The sequence below is a fragment of the Sphingomonas sp. 1F27F7B genome (genome assembly GCF_005503355.1).
Lineage (GTDB): Bacteria > Pseudomonadota > Alphaproteobacteria > Sphingomonadales > Sphingomonadaceae > Sphingomonas.
In genome coordinates this window covers 14,407-35,437 of the sequence record NZ_SCMK01000038.1, presented here as the reverse complement: position 1 = coordinate 35,437, position 21,031 = coordinate 14,407, and the positions used below count along the sequence as shown (strand labels likewise).

The window sequence follows — 21,031 nt, the reverse complement described above, 5'->3', positions numbered from 1 at the left end:
ACTGGCGCCGCGTCGCTACCCGTTACGACCGCTGCCCCACCACCTTCTTCTCCGCCATCGCGCTCGCCGCCACCATCATCTTCTGGCTATGACCAATGAGTCCTGACCCTAGGCGTTCCGCGCTCTAGGCACTGATGCGCCCGGAGCCTGGTGTCTCCGCCCGTTCGGGTGACGATCGCTAACGCAGGCTGGGGCTCCGCCCCCAACGCGCTGCGAAGCGCCTTCCGCCCAGCTTCCTCCGCTACGCTCCGTGCAGCCGGTTCCCCGCGAAGCCGCTTGCTCCGCTTGCCCCCCGATGCTCGCCGCATGGGCAGGGTTTCAGTTCGCATCTGAAACCCACACCCAAGGACAAGTTATGGAGAGCATCACCACCACCCCGACCGATACCGATCACCCCCGCATCTATGTCGCCTGTCTCGCCGCCTATAACAGCGGCATCCTTCACGGTGCATGGATCGACGCCGCGCAAGAACCCTGGGCGCTCTGGGACGCTGTACAGGCCGTGCTTGCTGTATCGCCCGTCGAGGGTGCGGAAGAATGGGCCATCCACGATCATGAAGGGTTCGGCGGCATCCGCCTGAGCGAACATGCCAGCCTCGACCGTGTGGTCGCGCTGGCCTCTTTCATCGTCGAGCATGGCGCGCTTGGCGCAGCGTTGCTCGATCACTACGGCAGTGATGTGGGCGAGGCGCGCGAAGCGCTGCGCGAGCGCTATCACGGCTGCCATACCAGCCTCGCCGACTATGTGCAGGAGTTGACGGAGCAGGCCACCCCGATCCCCTCCGCCCTGCGCTACTATATCGACTGGCAGGCCATGGCCCGCGATGCCGAACTGAACGGCGACCTGTTCACCGTGCAGATCGCCTGGGGCGAAGTGCATGTGTTCGGCGGGGACTGAGATCGGCGACTACGCTGGCATGTGGATAGGTGTAGGGTTCGATTGCACGCACGCTTCGAGCCGTGACATCAAAGCCACAATCTACACAAAAGAGCAGGAACTTCCTGCACAGTTCCTGCACAGACTGATACGTAAGAAATTATACCTTTTATATTAATGAGTTATGGAGCATTCCATATCTCGCGGGGATGACGGAACAGGGTATGGGGATGACGGAACAGGGTACGGGGATGACGGAACAGGGTACGGGGATGACGGAACAGGGTACGGGGATGACGGAACAGGGTATTTGTCTCAAGGGGATAATCGCCAAGCAAGTTCAGGGTGACGAGAGGAGGCAACAAGGGGAATAGCGGCGGCGTTCAAGGATCGCGCGGGCGGCGCTTCCCGGCTCGCACCTCGATCCGATCGGGGAGATGCGCGGAAGCATGGACCCGTTGCCGAGTTCCCACCCCGCCCCTAGAAGAGCGCGCAAATGCCCTATTCCCCTGGCATAAAGGCGCTCGCGGCGCTCGGCATCGCTGCCGCGGGCGCGCTCGCGGGGCTGCTGCTCAACGGCGACGTGCAGGCCAGCCTTGTCATGCTGGTGTGCGGCGTCGCCGCCGTGCTGGTGGCGACGGCGGGCGGCGATCCGGCGGGGCCGCTCGACACCGCCCCCGCCGCGGCCGAGGGCCCGGGCATCGCGGAAGTGCTCGACGCGATCGCCGAGCCGGTGCTGCTGATCGCCGACCGGCGCGTGATCGCTGCCAATCCGCCCGCGCGCACGCTGCTCGGCCAGCACATATTGGGCGAGGATGTGCGCGTCGCCATCCGCCACCCGGCCGCCGCCGAGCGGCTGATGAACCCGAACGACCATGATTCTTCCGCGCCGATCCATCTGGTCGGCCTGGGCACGCGCGACCAGCGCTGGGAGATGCGGGTGACCGCGCTGGGCGACGGGCGCCGCATCGTCCACCTGATCGACCGCACCGGCAGCTACGCGAGCGAGCGCATCCGCGTCGACTTCGTCGCCAATGCCAGCCACGAGCTGCGCACCCCCCTCGCCTCGCTGCTCGGCTATGTCGAGACGCTGGAGGACGGGGCGAGCGAGGATCCCGGCATCCGCAAGCGCTTCCTCAAGATCATGCACGACGAAGCGCGCCGCATGCAGCGCCTGATCGACGACCTGATCTCGCTCAGCCGGATCGAAGCCGAGAAATATCGCGCGGCGGACAATCCGGTGGCGATGGACGAGCTGATCGACGAAGTGTGCCTGGAGCTTTCCGGCGTGCCGCGCGCCGCCGACGTGGTCACCGAGATCGCCGAGACCCAGCCGGTGCGCGGCGATGCCTCGCAGCTGAGCCAGCTGCTCCACAACGTGATCGGCAATGCGATGAAATATGGCCGCGAGGGCACGCCGATCCTCGTCAGCCTGATGCCCGAGGGCGATTCGATGGTGCGGCTGACCGTGACCGACCAGGGTGAAGGCATCGCGCCCGAGCATCTTCCGCGCCTGACCGAGCGCTTCTACCGCGTCGATTCGGGGCGCAGCCGCACGCTGGGCGGCACCGGGCTGGGGCTCGCGATCGTCAAGCACATCGTCGAGCGGCACCGCGGCCGCTTCGACATCGCCAGCACCGTGGGCAAGGGCTCGACGGTGACCGTACTGCTGCCCGTCCATCGCCTGTCCTGAAAGCTGGTGTCATGAACCTGTCACGCTAGGGGCCGAAGGGCCGCGATGGGGGCAGCCGTCCGGGCACGTGCCCCGTGATTCTTAATCCCAGGGACAGGAGACGGCGATGCTTGGCAGACTTGTGCTTTTCGCGCTTTCCGCAGTGGCTCTCTCGGCTTGCGACAGCGGGACCACCCGCCCGATCCGCGCCGTGGGCAGCTCGACCGTCTTCCCCTTCACCACCGCGGTGGCCGAGGCCTTCGTCAACCAGGACAAGCGCCGCGCGGCCCCGGTGATCGAATCTATCGGATCGGGCGCGGGCTTCCGTGCCTTTTGCGAGGGCGTGGGATCGCAATATCCCGACATCGCCAACGCTTCGCGCCGGATGAAGCGCACCGAATACGACACCTGCCAGAAGAACAATGTCGGCGAGATACTGGAAGTGCAGATCGGGCTGGACGGCGTGGTGCTGGCCGAGAGCAATGCGGGACCCCGGCTGAAGCTCACGCGCAAGGACCTGTATCTCGCGCTGGCGGCCAACCCGATGGGCAAGCCCAACACCGCCAAGACCTGGCGCGACGTCAATCCGTCGCTGCCGGCGATCCCGATCTACGTGATGGGCCCGCCCTCGACCAGCGGCACCCGCGACGCCTTCACCGAGCTGATGCTCGAGCCGGGCTGCCTCGAGGCCTATCCCGAGGCCAAGGCGCTCAAGGCCGGCAGCGATCCCGCCAAGTTCCAGGACGCGTGCATGCGCATCCGCGACGACGGCCCCTATGTCGACAAGGGCGAGAACGACAATCTGATCGTCCAGGGCCTGAGCCAGAACCCCAATGCGCTCGGCATCTTCGGCTATTCCTATCTCGAGGAGAATATCGACCGGCTGCACGGCACGCCGATCGAAGGCGTGGAGCCGACCAACAACGATATCGTCGCGGGCAAATATCCGGGCGGCCGCCCGCTCTACATCTATGTGAAGAAGCGGCACATCAAGGCGGTGCGCGGGATGCAGGACTTCCTGAACCTCTATGCCACCATGTGGAAACCCAAGGGCGAGCTGACCAAGCGCGGGCTGATCGCCGCGCCGAGCGAGGTGCAGGAGCATTCGGCCGAGATCATCGACAAGGGGATTGCACTCGATCCCTCCCAGTTGCACTGAAACGAGGACATCATCTCTTTCCTTCCTGAATCCCGTATCGAGCTGACGTCCCGGTGAATGTCTTCGCGCTCCTGTTCGTGGTGGTCGGCCTTGGCCTGATCGGCTGGCTGACCGCGCGTGCGCGCGCGGTGCGGTTCGACCGCGGCGGGCAGAAGCGGCTGTATTCGCTGCCGTCGCAGCATGGCTGGTACGTGGCGATGTGGACGGTGCTGCCGGCGCTGCTGTTCGTCGCGGTATGGACGGCGCTCAGCCCCGCGCTGATCAAGGACCAGGTGCTCAAGGCGCCGGCCGCGGCCCAGCTCTCCGACTTCGCCTTCGAGCGCGACACGATGCTGGGCGAGGCGCGCGATGTGGCGCTGGGCCGGGCCGATTCGACCTTCGATCCCACCGCCGACGCGCTGGTGGCGCCGATGCGCGAGGCGATCGCCTTTTATGGCTGGACCGGCACGGCGATCGCCATCCTGCTGGCCTTTGCCGGGGGCGCCTTCGCGTTCAGCCGGATCAGCCCCGCCTTCCGCGCCCGCACCAAGGTGGAGCGCGGGCTGATGCTGATCCTGCTCGTCGCCTCGCTGATCGCGATCCTGACGACGATCGGCATCTTCCTGTCGCTGTTCTGGGAATCGATCCGCTTCTTCGCGATGGTGCCGCCGCAGGACTTCCTGTTCAGCACGCATTGGAGCCCGCAGCTGATCGACCCGAACAATCCGGGCAAGTCGCTGGGCGCGGTGCCGCTGTTCTGGGGCACTTTCTTCATCGGCGCAGTGATCGCGATGCTGGTCGCCATCCCGTTCGGCCTGATGAGCGCGATCTACCTGACCCAGTACGCCGCGCCCCGCGTGCGCGCCTGGATGAAGCCGATGCTCGAGATTCTCGCAGGCGTGCCCACCGTGGTCTATGGCTATTTCGCCGCGCTGACCGTGGCGCCGGCGGTGCGCGACCTGGCGGTGGCGCTCGGCATGCCCTTCGCCTCGGCCGAGAGCGCGCTGGCGGCGGGCCTGGTGATGGGGGTGATGATCATCCCCTTCGTCTCCTCCCTCGCCGACGATTCGATCGCCGCCGTCCCCACTGCGATGCGCGACGGCAGCCTGGCGATGGGCGCGACCAATTCGGAGACGATCAGCCGCGTCCTCCTGCCCGCCGCGCTGCCGGGCGTGGTGGCGGGCGTGCTGCTCGCCGTCTCCCGCGCGATCGGCGAGACGATGATCGTGGTGATGGCCGCCAGCGGCGCCGCCAACATCACGCTCAATCCGTTTGAGAGCGCCACCACCGTCACCAAGCAGATCGTCGACCTGCTGACCGGCGAGAGCGAGTTCGACAGCCCCAAGACGCTCGCCGCCTTCGCGCTGGGCCTGACGCTGTTCGTGATCACGCTGCTGCTCAACATCGTCGCGCTGCGCGTCGTGAAGAAGTATCGCGAAGCCTATGAGTAAGCGCACCGCCCCTGCCCCCGCGCCCGAGCGGACGCCGACCGACTGGAAGGCCGCGGCGATGCAGAAGCGCATCCGCCGCCGCTATGCGGCCGAACGGCGCTTCAAGCTGTTCGGCATGCTGGCGGTGATCCTTTCCGCTGCGTTCCTCGCCTTCCTGATCGCGACGATGGTGGCGAACGGCGCGCGCGGCTTCACCCGTAGCGAAGTGGCGCTGGACCTGGATTTCCCGAAGATGGGGATCGCCGTCGACCGCGCGCACCTGTCGACGCCGGGCGCCGATCTGGCGCTGTCGGGCGCCGGGCTGCAGGACAAGGTGGAGAGCGCGGCGCTGAGCGGAGGCGACCATTCGCTCGCGTCGAACAGCGCCTGGATCGCGGTGCGCGAGCAAATCAAGGAGCGCCCGTCGATCCTCGATGGCCGGGCGCGGATCTGGGTGCCCGCCTCGACCGCGATCGAGATGGCGGCGCGCGGCCAGGGCTCGCCGGCGGCGCGAGCGGATGCGGAGAGGCTGCGGAGCGCCGGCCTGCTGCGCACCGGGTTCAACTGGGGCTTCTTCACTGCGAGCAATTCGAACGATCCGGTGGCGGTGGGCATCTGGGGTGCGCTCAAGGGCTCGCTGCTGACCATGCTGGTGACCTTCCTGATCGCCTTCCCGGTGGGCGTGCTCGCCGCGATCTATCTCGAGGAATATGCCCCCAAGAACCGCTGGACCGACCTGATCGAAGTCTCGATCAACAATCTGGCGGCGGTCCCTTCGATCATCTTCGGCCTGCTCGGCCTGGCGGTGTTCCTCGGCACCTGGCAGATCGGCGGCCACAGCTTCGGCCCGCTCCTGCCGCGCTCGGCGGCGGTGGTCGGCGGGCTCACGCTCGCGCTGATGATCATGCCGGTGATCGTCATCGCCAGCCGCAATGCGATCAAGGGCGTGCCGCCCTCGATCCGCGACGCCGCGCTCGGCATCGGCGCGAGCCGGATCCAGGTGGTGTTCCACCATGTCCTGCCGCTCGCCATGCCCGGCATCCTGACCGGCACGATCATCGGCATGGCCCGCGCGCTGGGCGAGACCGCGCCGCTGCTGCTGATCGGCATGCGCGCCTTCATCGTCACCGCCCCCCAGGGCTTCACCGATCCCGCCACCGTGCTGCCCGTCCAGATCTTCCTGTGGTCGGACGAAGTGAGCCGCGGCTTCGTGGAGAAGACCAGCGCGGCGATCATCGTGCTGCTGGTGTTCCTGCTCGCCATGAACGGGCTCGCCATCTATCTTCGCAACAAGTTCGAGACCCGCTGGTAATGACCGACGCCACTCCCCTTTCCACTGCAACGGCGACCGGGCACAAGATGTCGGCGCGGGGCGTGAACGTCTTCTACGGCGACAAACAGGCGATCCGCGACGTCTCGATCGATGTCGACATGGACCATGTGACGGCGTTCATCGGCCCGTCGGGCTGCGGCAAGTCCACTTTCCTGCGCACGCTCAACCGGATGAACGACACCATCGCCTCCGCCCGGGTGACCGGCGACATCATGCTGGACGGCGAGGACATCTATTCCTCGGCGATGGACGTGGTGCAGCTGCGCGCGCGGGTGGGCATGGTGTTCCAGAAGCCCAATCCCTTCCCCAAGTCGATCTACGAGAATGTCGCCTATGGCCCGCGCATCCACGGCCTGGCCGCCTCCAAGGTGGCGCTCGACGGGATCGTCGAGCAGTCGCTGAAGCGCGCTGGCCTGTGGGACGAAGTGAAGGACCGGCTGTCGGACAGCGGCACCGCGCTTTCGGGCGGCCAGCAGCAGCGCCTGTGCATCGCCCGCGCGATCGCGGTGGACCCCGAGGTGATCCTGATGGACGAGCCCTGCTCGGCGCTCGACCCGATCGCCACCGCCAAGATCGAGGAGCTGATCCACGAGCTGCGCGGGCGCTATGCCATCGTGATCGTCACGCACAACATGCAGCAGGCGGCACGCGTCAGCCAGAAAACCGCCTTCTTCCATCTCGGCCAGCTGGTCGAATATGGCGACACCGACAATATCTTCACCGCGCCCAGGCAGGAGCGCACCAAGGATTACATTACCGGCCGTTACGGCTAGGAGTACCCATTATGGCGAGCAGCCACGAACATACCGTCAAGGCGTTCGATCAGGACATCGGACAGCTGCGCGCGCTCATCTCGCAGATGGGCGGCCTGGCCGAGCAGGCGATCGAGGACGCGATGCTGGCGCTCCAGCGCGGCGACACCGTGCTCGCCAGCGAAGTGCGCCAGAAGGACAAGCAGATCGACGCGATCGAGGCCGAGCTGGAGAAGCTCGTCGTCCGCGTGATCGCGCTGCGCGCGCCGATGGCGGACGACCTGCGCGAGATCATCGCCGCGCTGAAGATCGCCGCGGTGATCGAGCGGATCGGCGACTATGCCAAGAACATCGCCAAGCGCGTGCCGATGATCCATGGCGAGGCCGGCGAGGAACGGATCGACGTCGTCTCGATCCTGCCGGCGATGGGGCAGCTGGCGGCGGACATGGTGCACGACGTGCTCGATGCCTATTCGGCGCGCGATGCCCAGGCGGCGGTGCGGATCTGCGCGCGCGACAACGCGCTCGACGATTTCTACGATTCGATCTTCCGCACGCTGGTGACCTATATGGTCGAGAATTCGAGGACGATCAGCCAGGTGGCCCACCTGCTGTTCGTGGCGAAGAACCTGGAGAGGATCGGCGATCACGCCACCAACGTGGCCGAAATGGTCTATTTCGCGGCGACAGGCGATTACATGGCCGAGCGCGAGACCGGCGAGGCCCAAGCGAACTGAGCGGGGAAACGGGGAACATATGGCCCGAGTGAAGATGCTTCTCGTCGAGGACGACGCCGCGATCGCGGAGCTGGTCGCCTATCACTTCAAGCGCGAAGACTATGAGGTGAAGCACACGCCTGACGGGGAAGAGGCGCTGCTGCTCGCCAAGGAGGCGACGCCGGACATCGTGCTGCTCGACTGGATGGTCGAGGGGCTGAGCGGCATCGAAGTGTGCCGGCGCCTGCGCCGCATGCCCGAGACCGCGAACGTGCCGATCATCATGCTCACCGCGCGCGGCGAGGAGGAAGACCGGGTGCGCGGGCTCGAGACCGGGGCGGACGACTATGTCACCAAGCCCTTCTCCCCGCGCGAACTGGTCGCCCGCGTGGGCGCGGTGCTGCGCCGCGTGCGCCCGGCGCTGGCCGGCGAGGCGCTGACCTATTCGGACATCGAGATGGACACGGTGGGCCACAAGGTGCGCCGCGCCGGCGAAGTGGTGCAGCTGGGGCCGACCGAGTTCCGCCTGCTCAAGCATTTCCTCGAGCATCCGGGCTGGGTGTTCTCGCGCGAGCGGCTGCTCGACGCGGTATGGGGGCATGACAGCGACATCGAGAGCCGCACCGTCGACGTCCATATCCGCCGCCTGCGCAAGGCGATCAACAAGGGCAACCGGCCGGACATCATCCGTACCGTGCGCTCGGCGGGATATGCGCTCGACGCGGGGAATTGACGAGGCAGCTGCCCTGCCGAGGAAAGTAACGTCATCCCCGCCTGCGCGGGGATGACGGCTATCTACCGGATGCCCCTCGTCCCAAGGAGAAGGGTGCCGGCGCGCGATTGGGGCGAGAGGCCGGCATCTCCGAATCTTCCGGGCTTTTCAGCCAGTTCGGTGCATTCCTTACTCACATGACCAAAATGTAATCGATCCTCGCCATATCGGAGAGGAAACTAATCCTCTTTCCAGCGTTGCTGGTGCCGGGCGTAACGATTTCGCGCCCGGTTCCAGGAGATGCTCCTATGAGAATAATTGCCCTGGCAGCCGCCCTCGCCCTTACGGCCGGCGCGGCCCATGCGCAGACCTCTGCGCAAAAGGCCAATTCACCGACCAATAACGACGCCGAGAAGCTGGGCGGCTATGCACCGACGACCCCGCTGTACAGCACGGGCAACAACCCGCCGCCTCCGGGCACCCCGGTCGTCTTCGTGCCGAGCACGCAGACGCCGACCGAGGCGTTCCCGCCGCCGCCGCCCAAGGCAGTGTATCCGATGTGCAAGCGCGGCCAGTTCGACGGGTGCCGTCAGCGCCAATAGCGCCGAGCGCCCCCTTTTACGGGACCGAACGTGCCGGGCGCGAAACATCGCGCCCGGCACGTGCGTTTTCAGGCATGCGGGATGGGGACAGGTTTTCAGAGGATATTCCGCATGAAGTTCATTCTGCTGGCATCGGCCCTTGCGTTCGGCGGCACCGCCGTCGCGCAGGACATGCCCCAGACCAATCCGCAGCAGCAGACGACTCCGGCAACCGCGCCGACGCCACCTGCTCCGCCGATGGACGCGCCCACGACTCCGGCGGCGCCCGCAGATCCCGCCATGCCGGCCGACCCCGCGGCACCGCAGCCTCCGGCCACCAATCCGCCGCCGGCCGCACCGGACACGCCCGCCGCCCCGGCGGCTGCTCCGGCACCGCCGGCACCCGAGGCGGCCGCGCCGATGCCTTCGGATCCGAAGAGCTATCCGCGCTGTTCGAAGACCATCAAGGATCATTGCCGCCAGTCGCGGTGAAGCCTGTCGGCGGGTGAGCTTCGCGCCCATCCCATCCACCGTCATCCTCCGCGCGAGCGGGGATGACGGTTTAGGTTGTATCGCGCTCGCCGCCTTGCCTAAGCTCTCCCCAAATTCGGGAGAGACCAATGACCATCGACTTCAAGGACCGCGTCGCCATCGTCACCGGCGCGGGAGGCGGCCTGGGCCGCGCCTATGCGCTCGAACTGGCCAAGCGCGGGGCGAAGCTGGTGATCAACGATCTGGGCGGCAGCCGCGACGGCACCGGCCATTCGGACGCGGCGCTCAAGGTGGTCGAGGAAATCGAGGCGCTGGGCGGCGAGGCGATGTCGAACGGCGGCAGCGTGACCGATTACGACCACATGGTCGCGATGGTCGAGGCAGCCAAGGCCAAATGGGGCCGGATCGACATCCTGATCAACAATGCCGGCGTGCTGCGCGACAAGAGCTTCGTCAACATGGAGCCGGCCGATTTCCGCTTCGTCGTCGACGTCCATCTGATCGGCTCGGCCAATTGCACCAAGGCGGTGTGGCAGACGATGCGCGACCAGAATTACGGCCGCATCCTGATGACCGCATCCTCCACCGGCCTGTTCGGCAATTTCGGCCAGGCGAATTACGGCGCGGCCAAGCTCGGCCTGGCCGGGCTGACCAAGACGCTCTATCTCGAAGGCGCCAAATACGGGATCAAGGTCAACACGATCGCCCCGGTGGCCGGCACGCGGATGACCGAGGACCTGTTCCCCGCGGAAGCCTTCAAGGCCTTCGCCCCCGAGAATGTCGCCCCCGCCGCACTGTTCCTGGTGAGCGAGGACGCGCCGACCAACCAGATCGTCGGCGCGGGCGGCGGGGTGGTCCAGGCCGCCTATGTCACGCTGACCCAGGGCGCGAAGCTCGCGGCGCTGACGCCCGAAGCGGTGGAGGCGCAATGGGCGCAGATCACCGATCGGACGGGCGAGATCGTGCCGGGCTCGGGCAGCGAGCAGACGATGCTGATCCTGGGCAAGCTTCAGCAGGGCTAGGTTGGGGACTCATATTCCTTCAATCGTCATCCCCGCCTGCGCGGGGATGACGACGGAAAATCAGATACTTGTTTGGGTTCTCAACCTAGGGCGGATCGACATTTGGGCGTGCGATGAGAGCCGGACAGCCCTTCTTGCTCCCCGGCGAAGGCCGGGGCCCGGTTGCGACATCGTTCGAGGGGTTCGCGTATCTCGATAGCATCCCGATACTGGGCCCCGGCCTTCGCCGGGGAACCGCATGGGGGACCGCCAGTCTCGTAAATGTCGATTGGCCCTAGCTCTCCTCTGTCCGTCATCCCATCCTTATCCGTCATCCCCGCGCAGGCGGGGATCCAGGGTCACTTCAGGCATCGCTCCCCGCTCCGGATCCCCGCTTTCGCGGGGATGACGAAACTGGGCACAGGGTCACCGCCTTACCGTATTGCTTCACTAATACACATATGGTAGAACCTCCGCACAGGAGGAGACTGCCATGTACAGCGAAAGCGATCTGGCCAGTGCCGTGGAAGCGGGGGCGCTTTCCCCCGCCGCCGCCAACGCACTGCGCAACTACATCGCCGAACGCCGGGCGACGCCGGCGGTGGACGAAGAACATTTCAAGCTGCTCACCGGCTTCAACGACATCTTCGTGGCGATCGCCGCCGCGCTGATCCTGGTCGCCGCGGCGCGCATCGGCGCCTATTTCGGCGTGATGGCGATCGGCGCGGGGCCGGAGGAGCGCATCGTCGGCGGCAACATGATCGGCGGGGGCTTCGCCGTGGCCGCGACGAGCTGGATGCTCGCCGAATATTTCACTGCGCGCCGCCGCATGGCGCTCCCCTCGATCCTGCTGACGTTCGGCTTTGCCGGTGGCGTCGGCGCCTGCCTCTCGGGCATGTTCGCCGCCAACATCCCCTGGATCGAGGAGCAGATGCACCTCGCCAGCGACATGCAGAAGCAGCAACTGGCCGGCGGCATCGCCGCGCTGGTGGGCCTGCTGACCGCCGCCGCCACCTGGATCCACTGGAAGCGCTTCATGGTGCCGATCACCGTGGCTGCCGGCGCGCTGGCCCTGGTCGGCGTCGGCGTGTCGCTGGTGCTCGCCTTCGTGCCCCAGGCCAAGGACTGGGTGAACGAGATGCTGCTTGTTGCCGGCGTGGCGATGTTCTTCTTCGCGATGCGCTGGGACATGAGCGACCTGGAGCGGCGCACCCGCCGCTCGGACGTGGCCTTCTGGCTGCACCTTGCCGCCGCGCCGCTGATCGCGCACCCGATCTTCCACATGCTCGGCGTGTTCGACGGCGAAGTGACCGGCCCGGTCGCCGCGGTGGTGATCGCGCTCTATCTGGTCTTCGCCTTCGTGGCACTGGCGGTCGACCGCCGCGCGCTGCTCGTCTCCAGTCTGATCTACGTGCTCTGGGCGATGTATGCGCTGTTCCAGGCGACCGGCGCGGTCGAGCTGGCGGCGGCGCTCACCGCGCTGGTGATCGGATCGGCGCTGCTGCTGCTCTCGGCCTTCTGGCAGCCGGTGCGGCGCATGGTCGTCGGCCTGCTCGGCGGACTCGAGGAGCGGCTGCCCCCTACCCGGATCGTGACGGCCTGATCCTGACTCAGACCGCCACGCGGAAAGCAAGGTCCCCAGCCCGGCTTTCCAACTCCTGCCCCTCCCGCGCCCCCGCGCGGGAGGGGTTTTCCCATCAGGGCTGCTCGATCGCTGCGCCGGGGCGGGCGCTGATCGCCGTACCGACCGAAGAGACGACGATCAGGCACACTGCCAGCCACTGGGTGCCGGTGAGCACTTCGCCAAGCAGCAGCAGACCCATCAGCGCGCCCACCGCAGGCTCGGCGCTGAGCAGGGTGCCGAAGGTGTTGGCCGGCAGCCGCGGCAGGGCGATCATCTCGAGCGCATAGGGAATGGCGCTGGAGACGATGCCGACGAGCAGGCCGAGCATCAGCGCCTCGGGCCGCAGCAGCGCCGCGCCGGCATGCGCCACGCCGACGGGAACGGCGAGCAGGGCCGCGATCAGCATGCCTCCGGCCGCGGCGGCGGGGCCGTGCGCCTGGCCGGCATGGCGCCCGGCGAGGATATACGCCGCCCAGCAGGCACCGGCGATCAGTGCGAGCGCGACGCCCCGCCAGTCGAGATGGGCCGCGCCCTTCCAGATCGGCAGGAGCAGCAACAGGCCGAACACCGCGATGCCGATCCACAGGAAATCGACCCGGCGGCGCGACGTGAGCACCGCCACCGCCAGCGGGCCGGTGAATTCGATCGCGATCGCGATGCCGAGCGGAATGTAGGACAAGGCCTTGTAGAAGCTGAGGTTCATCACCCCGAGGACGAGGCCATAGACCAGCAGCGGGCGCCAGCCGGTTTCCAACCGCAGCCGCCAGGGCGGGAAGATCGCCGAGAGGATCGCCGCGCCCACGATCAGGCGCAGCGCAGTCGCACCCTCGGCGCCGACCAGCGGGAAGAGCTGCTTGGCGAAGGTCGCGCCGATAGTGACCGACAGCATCGACAGGAACAGCGTGCCAAGACCCACGGCGTCGAGGCGCGGGGAAAGGGACCGGGGGGCGGCAAGACTGCTCATCGGACGATACTCGAACCAAATGTGGAAGGAACGCCCCGAGAGATAGGGATTTTCGTCGATAAGAGCGGTTTATTTTTGCAGTTATACGATAAAGTTTATCGCGTTACGATGGATTCATGACGAAGACTGAACCGCTCGATTCGTTCGACCTCAAGCTGCTCGAGCTGCTGCAGATGGATGTGCAGCAGCCGGTGGCGGCGCTGGCCGAGGCGGTCGGCCTGTCCGCACCCGCCTGTTACCGGCGAATCCGGCGGCTGCGCGAGACCGGCGTGATCGAGCGCGAGATCGCCGTGGTGCGGCCGAAGACGCTGGGCTGGCCGCTGTCGATGATCGTGCTGGTGACGCTGGAGCGCGAGAATGCCAACACCGTGGGCGAGATGTTCGAGCTGTTCCGTGCCGAGCCCGAAGTGATGGAGGCGTGGAACGTCACTGGCGACCATGATTTCGCAGTGCGGATCATCGCGCGCGACATGGAGAGCTATGACGATCTGGTGCGCCGGCTCTTCTCGGCCGACGAACGGGTGCGAACCTTCGAGACGCTGGTGGTGATCCGCGAGACGGGGGGCATGAACCCGGTGCCGGTGGCCTGGGAGCGCTGATCCGGCCGGTCGTTTCGCGAATTGCCGAAGACAGGCGGCGTCAGGCGCCGTCGATCCCGGCCTTCGCCATCACTTCGGCCCCGGTCATTCGTTCGCGCTCGCCGGCAAAGGCGTAATAGTCCGGCTTCTCGTCGATGAAGATCTCTTCGGCCAGGTCATGGACGTCGAGGCCGTCGAACAGGCCGGCCTGGAAGGAATAGCCCGATTGCGGCCGGTAGAAATAGAATAGATGCGTGCCGCAGGTCCGGCAGAAGCCCCGCTCCGCCCAGTCGGAGGAGGGATAGCGCACGACGTGCTCGGCACCCTCGATCTCGGGATCGGGCACCAGCCTGAGCGACAGCGCGGGGCCGCCGCCCCAGCGCCGGCACATCCCGCAATGGCACGCGCCGACATGCGGCCCGGGCGGCGCGATCCGCACCTGCACCGCGCCGCACAGGCATTTGCCCTCCAGCTTCACGCCATTCGTCACCACGATCCCCTCTCCCTTGGCCGGAAACCATAGCGTGGCACGCAAGGCTCGGCCATCCGGCAGGCGCGCCGCACGAGGACGATGCGGCACCGGCGCGCCCGTTCTCCGCCAATGCCTCACAGGCCATGCGAGGCGTTGTCGACGAGCAATGCCAGTGCCCAGCACCCCAGGATCGCGGCGATCAGCAACACCGACAACCAGCGACCGCGCCCGCCGGCCCAGACCAGCCAGATCGCATTGACCAGTGCGAACGCGCCGAAGACCGGTGCAGCTTCGACGATCCAGACAAGGGCATCCCCGGCCGAGGCATCCGGCACGTCGGTGAGTTCGGGCTCGATCCAGGATTGCGAGGCCAGCACCAGGAAGAGGCCTATCCCGGCGGCATTGGCCAGAAGCAGGGCGAGCGCGCGCCGGGGCATGCGAACGGACTGGCAGGCTGCGGTGCAGGCAGGATGCAGCAGGTGCGGATTTGCGGTGCGCGCCCGGCCCTATTCCTCGACCAGCTTCATCAGCCGGCGCTCGACCGGGGCAAGCACCGGACCCAGTTCGTGCCCGCGCTTCAGGATCGTGCCGCTCTCGCCGACCAGCGTCCACATGCCCTGGCGGTTGCGCAGCGCGGGGCGCTTCTCGATGCGGAATTCGGGGCGCTCGGCAGCGCGACGGAAAGCGGCGAAGATCGCGGCATCGAGATCGAACGACATCGCATAGTCGCGCCAATGGCCGGCGGCGACCATGCGGCCGTAGAGATCGAGGATGCGCGTGAGTTCCGGGCGCTCGAAGCCGACCTGGCCGGGACGTCCGATGGGGAGCGGGGTTACGGTTCCCATTTACGCGCTGTCGCGCTGCTCCCCCTGCTCGCGGCGCTCGGCCAGCACGGCATCCAGCCGCTTGCGCATCGCCTCCAGCTCGCAGCGCATGAGCTCGAGCTTCTGGGTCTGCGGATCGAACAGCTCGCTGCACGGCGTGCCATAGGGCACGAAATCCTTCTGCCACTTCTCGGCTTCGACCAGCGTGGGCTTGGCCGGGATGCCGACCATCACCGCGCCTTCGGGCACGTCGCGGGTGACCACGGCATTGGCGCCGATCCGGGCGCGCTCGCCGACGATGATCGGCCCCAGCACCTGGGCACCCGAGCCGAGTATCGCGCCGTCGCGGATCGTCGGGTGGCGCTTGCCGCCCACGCCATTGTCCGGGCTGGTGCCGCCCAGGGTGACGCACTGGTAGATGGTGACGTCGTCGCCGATCTCCGCAGTCTCGCCGATCACGACGAAGCCATGGTCGATAAAGAAGTTGCGACCTATCTTCGCACCCGGATGGATGTCGATCGCCGTGACGAAGCGCGACCAGTGGTTCACGACGCGGGCAAGGAAGAACAGGCGGTTGCGGAACAGCGCATGCGCGATCCGGTGATAGCCGAGCGCCCACACGCCCGGATAGAGCAGGATCTCGGCATGGCTGCGCGGCGCGGGATCGCGGGCGCGGATCGAATCTAGGTACGTCATAAGACGCTGGAACATGGCCGGTTCCCCTTTGCCGCGCCCATTTAGTGCATGATCGTGCCGATTTCCAGAACGGCCCATCCCAGGCTTTGCCGCGCTAAACAGTATGTATCTTGTTGGAACGCGTCACGGCCGTCATCCATTCCCTTCCGGCCCAACCTTCAAGGTGCGAATGATCTTTGGAATCGACCTTTCCGCCCTGCTGCCGTTCATCGCCGTGGGCTTCGCCGCCCAGATGGTCGACGGTGCGCTGGGGATGGCGTTCGGGGTGATCAACTCCACGCTGCTGGTGAGCGTGATGGGCGTCCCGCCCGCACAGGCATCGGCGATGGTCCACACCGTGGAGACCTTCACCACGGCCGCCTCGGGTGCCAGCCATATCTGGCACAAGAATGTGAACTGGAAGCTGTTCGGCCGGCTGCTGATCCCCGGCGTGATCGATGGCGTGCTCGGCGCCTATGTGCTGAGCAGCCTGCCGGTGGCATGGACCCGCCCCTTCGTGATGACGTACCTCGCCTCGATCGGCGTCTATCTGCTCTATCGCGCCTGGCGCGGGAAAGTGGAGCCGCGCGAGCCGAAGATCATCGAGCCGCTCGGCCTGGCCGGCGGCTTTCTCGATGCGGCCGGCGGCGGCGGCTGGGGCCCGGTGGTGACCAGCAACCTGCTCGTCCAGGGCGCCAGCCCGCGCACCACGATCGGCACGGTCAATACGGTGGAGTTCTTCCTCACCGCCACCGTATCGGCCGCGTTCATCGCCACGCTGGGCTGGGCGGCCTTCACGCTCCAGACCGTGGGCATATTGATCGGCGGGCTGATCGCGGCGCCGTTCGGCGGCCTGCTGGCCAAGCGCGTGCCCACCAGGGCGCTGATGACGCTGGTGGGCGTGCTGCTGACCATCACCAGTGCCTATTCGGTGTATGTCGCACTGACGCGTTGAGGGCCGCGCTTGCGGGGGCCCCGCAAGCGTCTTATTCTACGGATATGAATTCGCGCACGGAGATTTCGCCAAGCGGGGATGTCGCCATCCCCCGGGACGTGCGCGAGCGATTGGCGTGGCAGGCAGGTACACCACTGGTGCTGATCGAGACTGCCGATGGCGTGACGCTGCGGCGGCGTCCGGCATGCAGCGCTTTCCCTACCAAGACCCTGGCCGATCTGCGCGCGCTGCCGCCAACGCTGCCCGCGCAGCCGATCGAAGCGATCAGCCGGCTTTCGGACGACGATCTGCGCCGACTGATCCGGTGAAGGCGCTCGATACCAACCTGCTCGTCCGGTTGATCGCCCGCGACGATCCAGAGCAGGTCGGTATGGCCGAAGATATATTGGTCGCCGGCGAGATACTGATCCTGCCGACAGTGCTGCTCGAAACCGAATGGGTGCTTCGGGCCCGCTACGGCATGCCACGCGATCGCATCGCAACCGGAATTGCCGCCCTGTGTGGACAAGATGGGGTAACCATCGCTTCGGAAGCCGCGGTGGCAGCGGCCGTTTCTGCCTATCGCACCAAGGGCGACTTCGCCGACCTGCTCCATTTCGCACTTGCCACCGAAGCGGGCGCCAACGGCTTCGTGACATTCGATCGCGATTCCGCACCGACGGCGGAAGGCGGGGCGACACTCCAGATTCTCTGAGCAACGGGCCCAAGCACGGCGCCGGGGCGCCATTTTCAGTAAGTCAATCGATCAATAGATAGCATTTGATCGATTTATCCGATCATATCGAACGGGCTTTCCAATTTCACATTGCGACGCAGCAACTCTATCTGCCGCATTGCAACAACAACCCCCGTTCTGGAGGAATACCAAGCAATGGCTCTCATCGGCAGCACCATCAAGCCGTTCACCGCCCAGGCCTTCAAGGAAGGCAAGTTCGTGACCGTCACGGACGCGGACACGAAGGGCAAGTGGGCGGTGTTCTTCTTCTATCCGGCCGATTTCACCTTCGTGTGCCCGACCGAGCTCGAAGACCTGGCGGACATCTATCCGCAGCTCCAGAAGATGGGCGTGGAAGTCTATTCGGTGTCGACCGACACCCATTTCAGCCACAAGGCCTGGCACGACACCTCGCCCGCGATCGGCAAGATCAACTATTACATGCTGGGCGACCAGAACCACGTCCTGTCGACCAACTTCGACGTGCTCCGTGAGGGCCAGGGCCTGGCCGATCGCGGCACCTTCGTCGTCGATCCCGAGGGCGTGATCCAGCTCGTCGAGATCACCAGCGAGGGCGTGGGCCGCAATGCGACCGAACTGCTCCGCAAGATCAAGGCCGCGCAGTACATCGCCGCGCATCCGGGCGAAGTCTGCCCCGCCAAGTGGGAAGAGGGCGCCGAGACGCTGGCGCCGTCGCTCGACCTGGTCGGCAAGATCTAATCCCCCCGGCGCCCGCCAGCCCCCTTGCGGGCGCCGACCATGCGGCCCGGGACGGATTTCATCCCTTCTGTCCCGGGCCGTTTTGTATCTGAATTCTGTGGAGTTTCCGCCATGCTCGACGCCAATCTGACTCAGCAGCTCAAAGGCTATCTCGCGAACATCCGCGAACCGATCGAGCTGGTCGCCAGCCTTGGCGACGATGCCAAGTCGCGCGAGCTCGGCGAGCTTCTGGACGAGATCGCCGCGCTTTCGGACAAGGTCGCGCTGGTCGAGGGCGGCGACGATGCGCGCAAGCCGAGCTTCCTGATCCGTCGGGTGGGCACCGAGATCGGCGTGCGCTTCGCCGGCCTGCCGATGGGGCATGAGTTCACTTCGCTGGTGCTCGCGCTGCTCCAGGTGGGCGGCCACCCGAGCAAGGCGGCGCAGGAGCTGATCGAGCAGGTGCGGAACCTCGACGGCGACTTCGCCTTCGAGACCTATTTCTCGCTCTCCTGCCAGAACTGCCCGGACGTGGTGCAGGCGCTGAACCTGATGGCGGTGCTCAACCCGCGCATCACGCATGTCTCGATCGACGGCGGGCTGTTCCCCGCCGAAGTGGAAGCGCGCAAGGTGATGGCGGTGCCGACCGTGTTCCTGAACGGCGAGCCCTTTGCCAGCGGCCGGATGGAACTGGAACAGATCGTCGCGAAGATCGACACCGGCGCCGCCAAGCGCACCGCCGAGAAGATCGCGGCCAAGGAACCGTTCGAGGTTCTCGTGGTCGGCGGCGGCCCCGCCGGCGCGGCGGCGGCGATCTATGCGGCGCGCAAGGGCATCCGCACCGGCATCGCCGCCGAGCGCTTCGGCGGCCAGGTGCTCGACACCATGTCGATCGAGAATTTCATCTCGGTGCAGCACACCGAGGGGCCGAAGCTCGCCGCGCATCTGGAGCAGCACGTCAAGGACTATGACGTCGACATCATGAACCACCAGCGCGCCGCGAAGCTGGTGCCGGCGCGGCACGAAGGCGGGCTGCACGAAGTGGTGCTGGAAAGCGGCGCGAGCCTGCATGCGCGCACCGTGATCCTCTCCACCGGCGCGCGCTGGCGGACGATGGGCGTGCCGGGCGAGGAGGAATATCGCAACAAGGGCGTGACCTATTGCCCGCATTGCGACGGCCCGCTGTTCAAGGGCAAGCGCGTCGCGGTGATCGGCGGCGGCAATTCGGGCGTGGAGGCCGCGATCGACCTGGCCGGGCTGGTCGCGCATGTGACGCTGATCGAATATGACAGCCATCTGCGCGCGGACGCGGTGCTCCAGCGCAAGCTCGGCAGCCTGCCGAACGTGAAGGTGATCACTTCGGCGCTGACCACCGAAGTGGCGGGCGACGGCGAGAAGCTGACCAGCCTGACCTACAAGGACCGGGCGCACGGCACCGAACACCAGATCGCGCTGGAAGGCATCTTCGTGCAGATCGGCCTGGTGCCGAACACCGAGTGGCTGAAGGACAGCATCGCGCTGTCGGATCGCGGAGAGATCGAGATCGACGCACGTGGCGAGACTTCGCAGCCGGGCATCTTCGCGGCGGGCGACTGCACCACCGTGCCCTACAAGCAGATCGTGATCGCGATGGGCGCGGGCTCGACTGCGGCACTCTCGGCGTTCGACTACATGATCCGGCTGCCCGAAGAGCTGAGCGAGGCGGCGTAACGCGCCTTCCCCTCCCTTTCAGGGAGGGGATCGGGGGTTGGGTAGAGGCCTGGCGATACGGATATGTATTGCCAGGTCTTTCCGTATCGCGGGCACTCCACCCACCCCTGCGCCCTCCCTTGCAGGGAGGGGCGCATGTTGGCAATGATCGCCCTCATCACTATGTACGCCCGTGACAATCGAAACAGGCGATCAATGGCCCAGACCACCTATCTCCCGACGCTCAAGCAACTCCAATATCTGGTCGCGCTCAAGGACCATGGCCATTTCGGCCGCGCGGCGGAGAGCTGCTACGTCACCCAGTCGACGCTCTCGGCGGGCATCCGCGAGCTGGAGACGCTGATCGGCGTGGTGCTGGTCGAGCGGACGCGCCGGGTGGTGCGCTTCACGCCGCTGGGCGAGCGGATCGTCGAAAAGGCGCGGCGGGTGCTGCGCGAGGCGGACGAGCTGGGCGACCTGGCGCGCGCCGCCGGCCGGCCGCTCTCGGGCGAGATGCGGATGAGCGTGATCCCGACCATTGCCCCTTTCCTGCTGCCGCGCATCCTGCCCAAGCTGCGGCGCGACTATCCCGACCTGAAGCTCTATCTGCGCGAGGAGACCAGCGGCCAGGCCTGTGAGGGGCTGCACCATGGCCGGACCGACTGCGTGCTGCTCGCCCTGCCCTATGCGTGCGGCGATGTGGAGACGGCGCCGCTGTTCGACGACCGGCTGTTCGTCGCCTTCCCCGAAGGCGAGATGGATCCCAGCGCCTCGATCCGCCCGGCCGAGATCGACGAGACGCGGCTGCTGATGCTCGAGGACGGGCATTGCCTGAAGGAGCACGCCCTCGCCGCCTGCAACCGCCCCGAGCTGCGCGCCGAGGCGACGATGCTGGGCACGTCGCTGCACACCATGGTGCAGATGGTCGACAACGGGCTGGGCGTGACGATGCTGCCCGAGATGGCAGTGGATTCGGGCATTCTCGACCATACCCAGGTCGCGGCGCGGCCGCTGGAGGCGGAGAATGCGTCGCGGCGGATCGCGCTGGTGTGGCGCAAGGCGAGCCCGCGGGAACGCGACTTCCGGTTGCTGGCCGATGTGCTGACCGAAGCGCGGCCCTGACTTTTCTCTC

The 21,031-nt window shown here is 66.6% G+C and carries 24 protein-coding genes and 1 pseudogene; 20 read left to right on the top strand and 5 right to left on the bottom strand.

Features of this window, described 5'->3' with window-relative positions:
• The 13 genes and pseudogenes from FFS08_RS22430 to FFS08_RS22370 form a co-directional block, all read left to right on the top strand.
• Positions 1-92, top strand: a pseudogene (locus FFS08_RS22430) (IS5/IS1182 family transposase); the annotation flags it as partial.
• A gap of 263 nt (positions 93-355) precedes the next feature.
• Positions 356-898 carry an antirestriction protein ArdA gene (locus tag FFS08_RS22425; protein WP_137861573.1) on the top strand — a complete coding sequence of 181 codons (543 nt, stop codon included), beginning with the start codon at positions 356-358 and terminating at the stop codon, positions 896-898.
• Positions 899-1,373: 475 nt separating this feature from the next.
• Positions 1,374-2,570 (top strand): ATP-binding protein, encoded by a 1,197-nt coding sequence (locus tag FFS08_RS22420; RefSeq protein ID WP_137861572.1) that lies wholly within the window; start codon positions 1,374-1,376, stop codon positions 2,568-2,570.
• 106 nt (positions 2,571-2,676) lie between these two features.
• On the top strand, positions 2,677-3,708 hold the full coding sequence (locus tag FFS08_RS22415) for a substrate-binding domain-containing protein (RefSeq protein ID WP_137861571.1): 1,032 nt from the start codon (positions 2,677-2,679) through the stop codon (positions 3,706-3,708).
• Between the two features lie 53 nt (positions 3,709-3,761).
• A complete protein-coding gene (gene pstC / locus FFS08_RS22410) occupies positions 3,762-5,138 on the top strand; it encodes a phosphate ABC transporter permease subunit PstC (RefSeq protein ID WP_137861570.1) in 1,377 nt (458 codons plus the stop codon).
• Positions 5,131-6,429, top strand: a complete 1,299-nt coding sequence (gene pstA / locus FFS08_RS22405) for a phosphate ABC transporter permease PstA (protein ID WP_249340985.1) — start codon at positions 5,131-5,133, stop codon at positions 6,427-6,429. The genes pstC and pstA overlap by 8 nt, the downstream gene beginning before the upstream one ends.
• Positions 6,429-7,223, top strand: a complete 795-nt coding sequence (pstB, locus tag FFS08_RS22400) for a phosphate ABC transporter ATP-binding protein PstB (RefSeq protein WP_137861569.1) — start codon at positions 6,429-6,431, stop codon at positions 7,221-7,223. Before pstA ends, pstB begins: the two co-directional genes overlap by 1 nt.
• Before the next feature lie 11 nt (positions 7,224-7,234).
• Positions 7,235-7,939: a phosphate signaling complex protein PhoU gene (phoU, locus tag FFS08_RS22395; RefSeq protein WP_137861568.1), complete on the top strand. Its 705-nt coding sequence runs from the start codon at positions 7,235-7,237 to the stop codon at positions 7,937-7,939.
• 19 nt (positions 7,940-7,958) lie between these two features.
• Positions 7,959-8,651, top strand: a complete 693-nt coding sequence (gene phoB, locus FFS08_RS22390; protein ID WP_086128782.1) for a phosphate regulon transcriptional regulator PhoB — start codon at positions 7,959-7,961, stop codon at positions 8,649-8,651.
• A 287-nt stretch (positions 8,652-8,938) separates the two neighbouring features.
• Positions 8,939-9,232 carry a hypothetical protein gene (locus FFS08_RS22385; protein WP_137861567.1) on the top strand — a complete coding sequence of 98 codons (294 nt, stop codon included), beginning with the start codon at positions 8,939-8,941 and terminating at the stop codon, positions 9,230-9,232.
• Positions 9,233-9,343: 111 nt separating this feature from the next.
• Positions 9,344-9,703 carry a hypothetical protein gene (locus tag FFS08_RS22380; protein WP_249340984.1) on the top strand — a complete coding sequence of 120 codons (360 nt, stop codon included), beginning with the start codon at positions 9,344-9,346 and terminating at the stop codon, positions 9,701-9,703.
• 128 nt (positions 9,704-9,831) lie between these two features.
• Positions 9,832-10,725 (top strand): SDR family NAD(P)-dependent oxidoreductase, encoded by an 894-nt coding sequence (locus FFS08_RS22375; protein ID WP_137861566.1) that lies wholly within the window; start codon positions 9,832-9,834, stop codon positions 10,723-10,725.
• 472 nt (positions 10,726-11,197) lie between these two features.
• The gene (locus FFS08_RS22370) at positions 11,198-12,307 is read left to right on the top strand and encodes a hypothetical protein (RefSeq protein ID WP_137861565.1); all 1,110 of its coding nucleotides are present in this window, start codon (positions 11,198-11,200) and stop codon (positions 12,305-12,307) included.
• A gap of 94 nt (positions 12,308-12,401) precedes the next feature.
• Here the strand turns inward: FFS08_RS22370 and FFS08_RS22365 are convergent, their stop codons facing one another.
• Positions 12,402-13,292, bottom strand: coding sequence for an EamA family transporter (locus FFS08_RS22365; protein ID WP_137861564.1), 891 nt, complete (start codon positions 13,290-13,292; stop codon positions 12,402-12,404).
• A 116-nt stretch (positions 13,293-13,408) separates the two neighbouring features.
• On the opposite strand from FFS08_RS22365, the gene FFS08_RS22360 reads away from it, so the two are divergent.
• Entirely contained in the window at positions 13,409-13,891 is a 483-nt protein-coding gene (locus tag FFS08_RS22360) for an Lrp/AsnC family transcriptional regulator (protein ID WP_137861563.1), read from the top strand.
• A 40-nt stretch (positions 13,892-13,931) separates the two neighbouring features.
• Here the strand turns inward: FFS08_RS22360 and FFS08_RS22355 are convergent, their stop codons facing one another.
• From FFS08_RS22355 to epsC, 4 genes are all read right to left on the bottom strand, one after another.
• A complete protein-coding gene (locus tag FFS08_RS22355; RefSeq protein WP_249340983.1) occupies positions 13,932-14,405 on the bottom strand; it encodes a GFA family protein in 474 nt (157 codons plus the stop codon).
• Between the two features lie 71 nt (positions 14,406-14,476).
• The gene (locus FFS08_RS22350) at positions 14,477-14,779 is read right to left on the bottom strand and encodes a hypothetical protein (RefSeq protein ID WP_137861562.1); all 303 of its coding nucleotides are present in this window, start codon (positions 14,777-14,779) and stop codon (positions 14,477-14,479) included.
• 69 nt (positions 14,780-14,848) lie between these two features.
• Positions 14,849-15,187 (bottom strand): DUF2794 domain-containing protein, encoded by a 339-nt coding sequence (locus tag FFS08_RS22345; RefSeq protein WP_137861561.1) that lies wholly within the window; start codon positions 15,185-15,187, stop codon positions 14,849-14,851.
• A complete protein-coding gene (gene epsC / locus FFS08_RS22340; RefSeq protein WP_137861560.1) occupies positions 15,188-15,877 on the bottom strand; it encodes a serine O-acetyltransferase EpsC in 690 nt (229 codons plus the stop codon). It lies immediately after the preceding gene.
• Between the two features lie 154 nt (positions 15,878-16,031).
• Here epsC and FFS08_RS22335 point away from each other — a divergent pair, with 154 nt between their 5' ends.
• The 6 genes from FFS08_RS22335 to FFS08_RS22310 all read left to right on the top strand — a co-directional run bounded on the left by FFS08_RS22335 (position 16,032) and on the right by FFS08_RS22310 (position 21,021).
• Positions 16,032-16,796 (top strand): sulfite exporter TauE/SafE family protein, encoded by a 765-nt coding sequence (locus FFS08_RS22335; RefSeq protein WP_137861559.1) that lies wholly within the window; start codon positions 16,032-16,034, stop codon positions 16,794-16,796.
• 44 nt (positions 16,797-16,840) lie between these two features.
• Positions 16,841-17,104, top strand: a complete 264-nt coding sequence (locus tag FFS08_RS24265) for an AbrB/MazE/SpoVT family DNA-binding domain-containing protein (protein WP_137861558.1) — start codon at positions 16,841-16,843, stop codon at positions 17,102-17,104.
• Positions 17,101-17,490, top strand: coding sequence for a type II toxin-antitoxin system VapC family toxin (locus FFS08_RS22325; RefSeq protein ID WP_171012774.1), 390 nt, complete (start codon positions 17,101-17,103; stop codon positions 17,488-17,490). Before FFS08_RS24265 ends, FFS08_RS22325 begins: the two co-directional genes overlap by 4 nt.
• A 177-nt stretch (positions 17,491-17,667) precedes the next feature.
• The gene (gene ahpC, locus FFS08_RS22320; protein WP_137861556.1) at positions 17,668-18,231 is read left to right on the top strand and encodes an alkyl hydroperoxide reductase subunit C; all 564 of its coding nucleotides are present in this window, start codon (positions 17,668-17,670) and stop codon (positions 18,229-18,231) included.
• A gap of 111 nt (positions 18,232-18,342) precedes the next feature.
• Positions 18,343-19,920, top strand: coding sequence for an alkyl hydroperoxide reductase subunit F (gene ahpF / locus FFS08_RS22315; protein ID WP_137861555.1), 1,578 nt, complete (start codon positions 18,343-18,345; stop codon positions 19,918-19,920).
• Positions 19,921-20,115: 195 nt separating this feature from the next.
• On the top strand, positions 20,116-21,021 hold the full coding sequence (locus FFS08_RS22310; protein ID WP_137861554.1) for a hydrogen peroxide-inducible genes activator: 906 nt from the start codon (positions 20,116-20,118) through the stop codon (positions 21,019-21,021).
• Positions 21,022-21,031 lie beyond the last annotated feature (10 nt).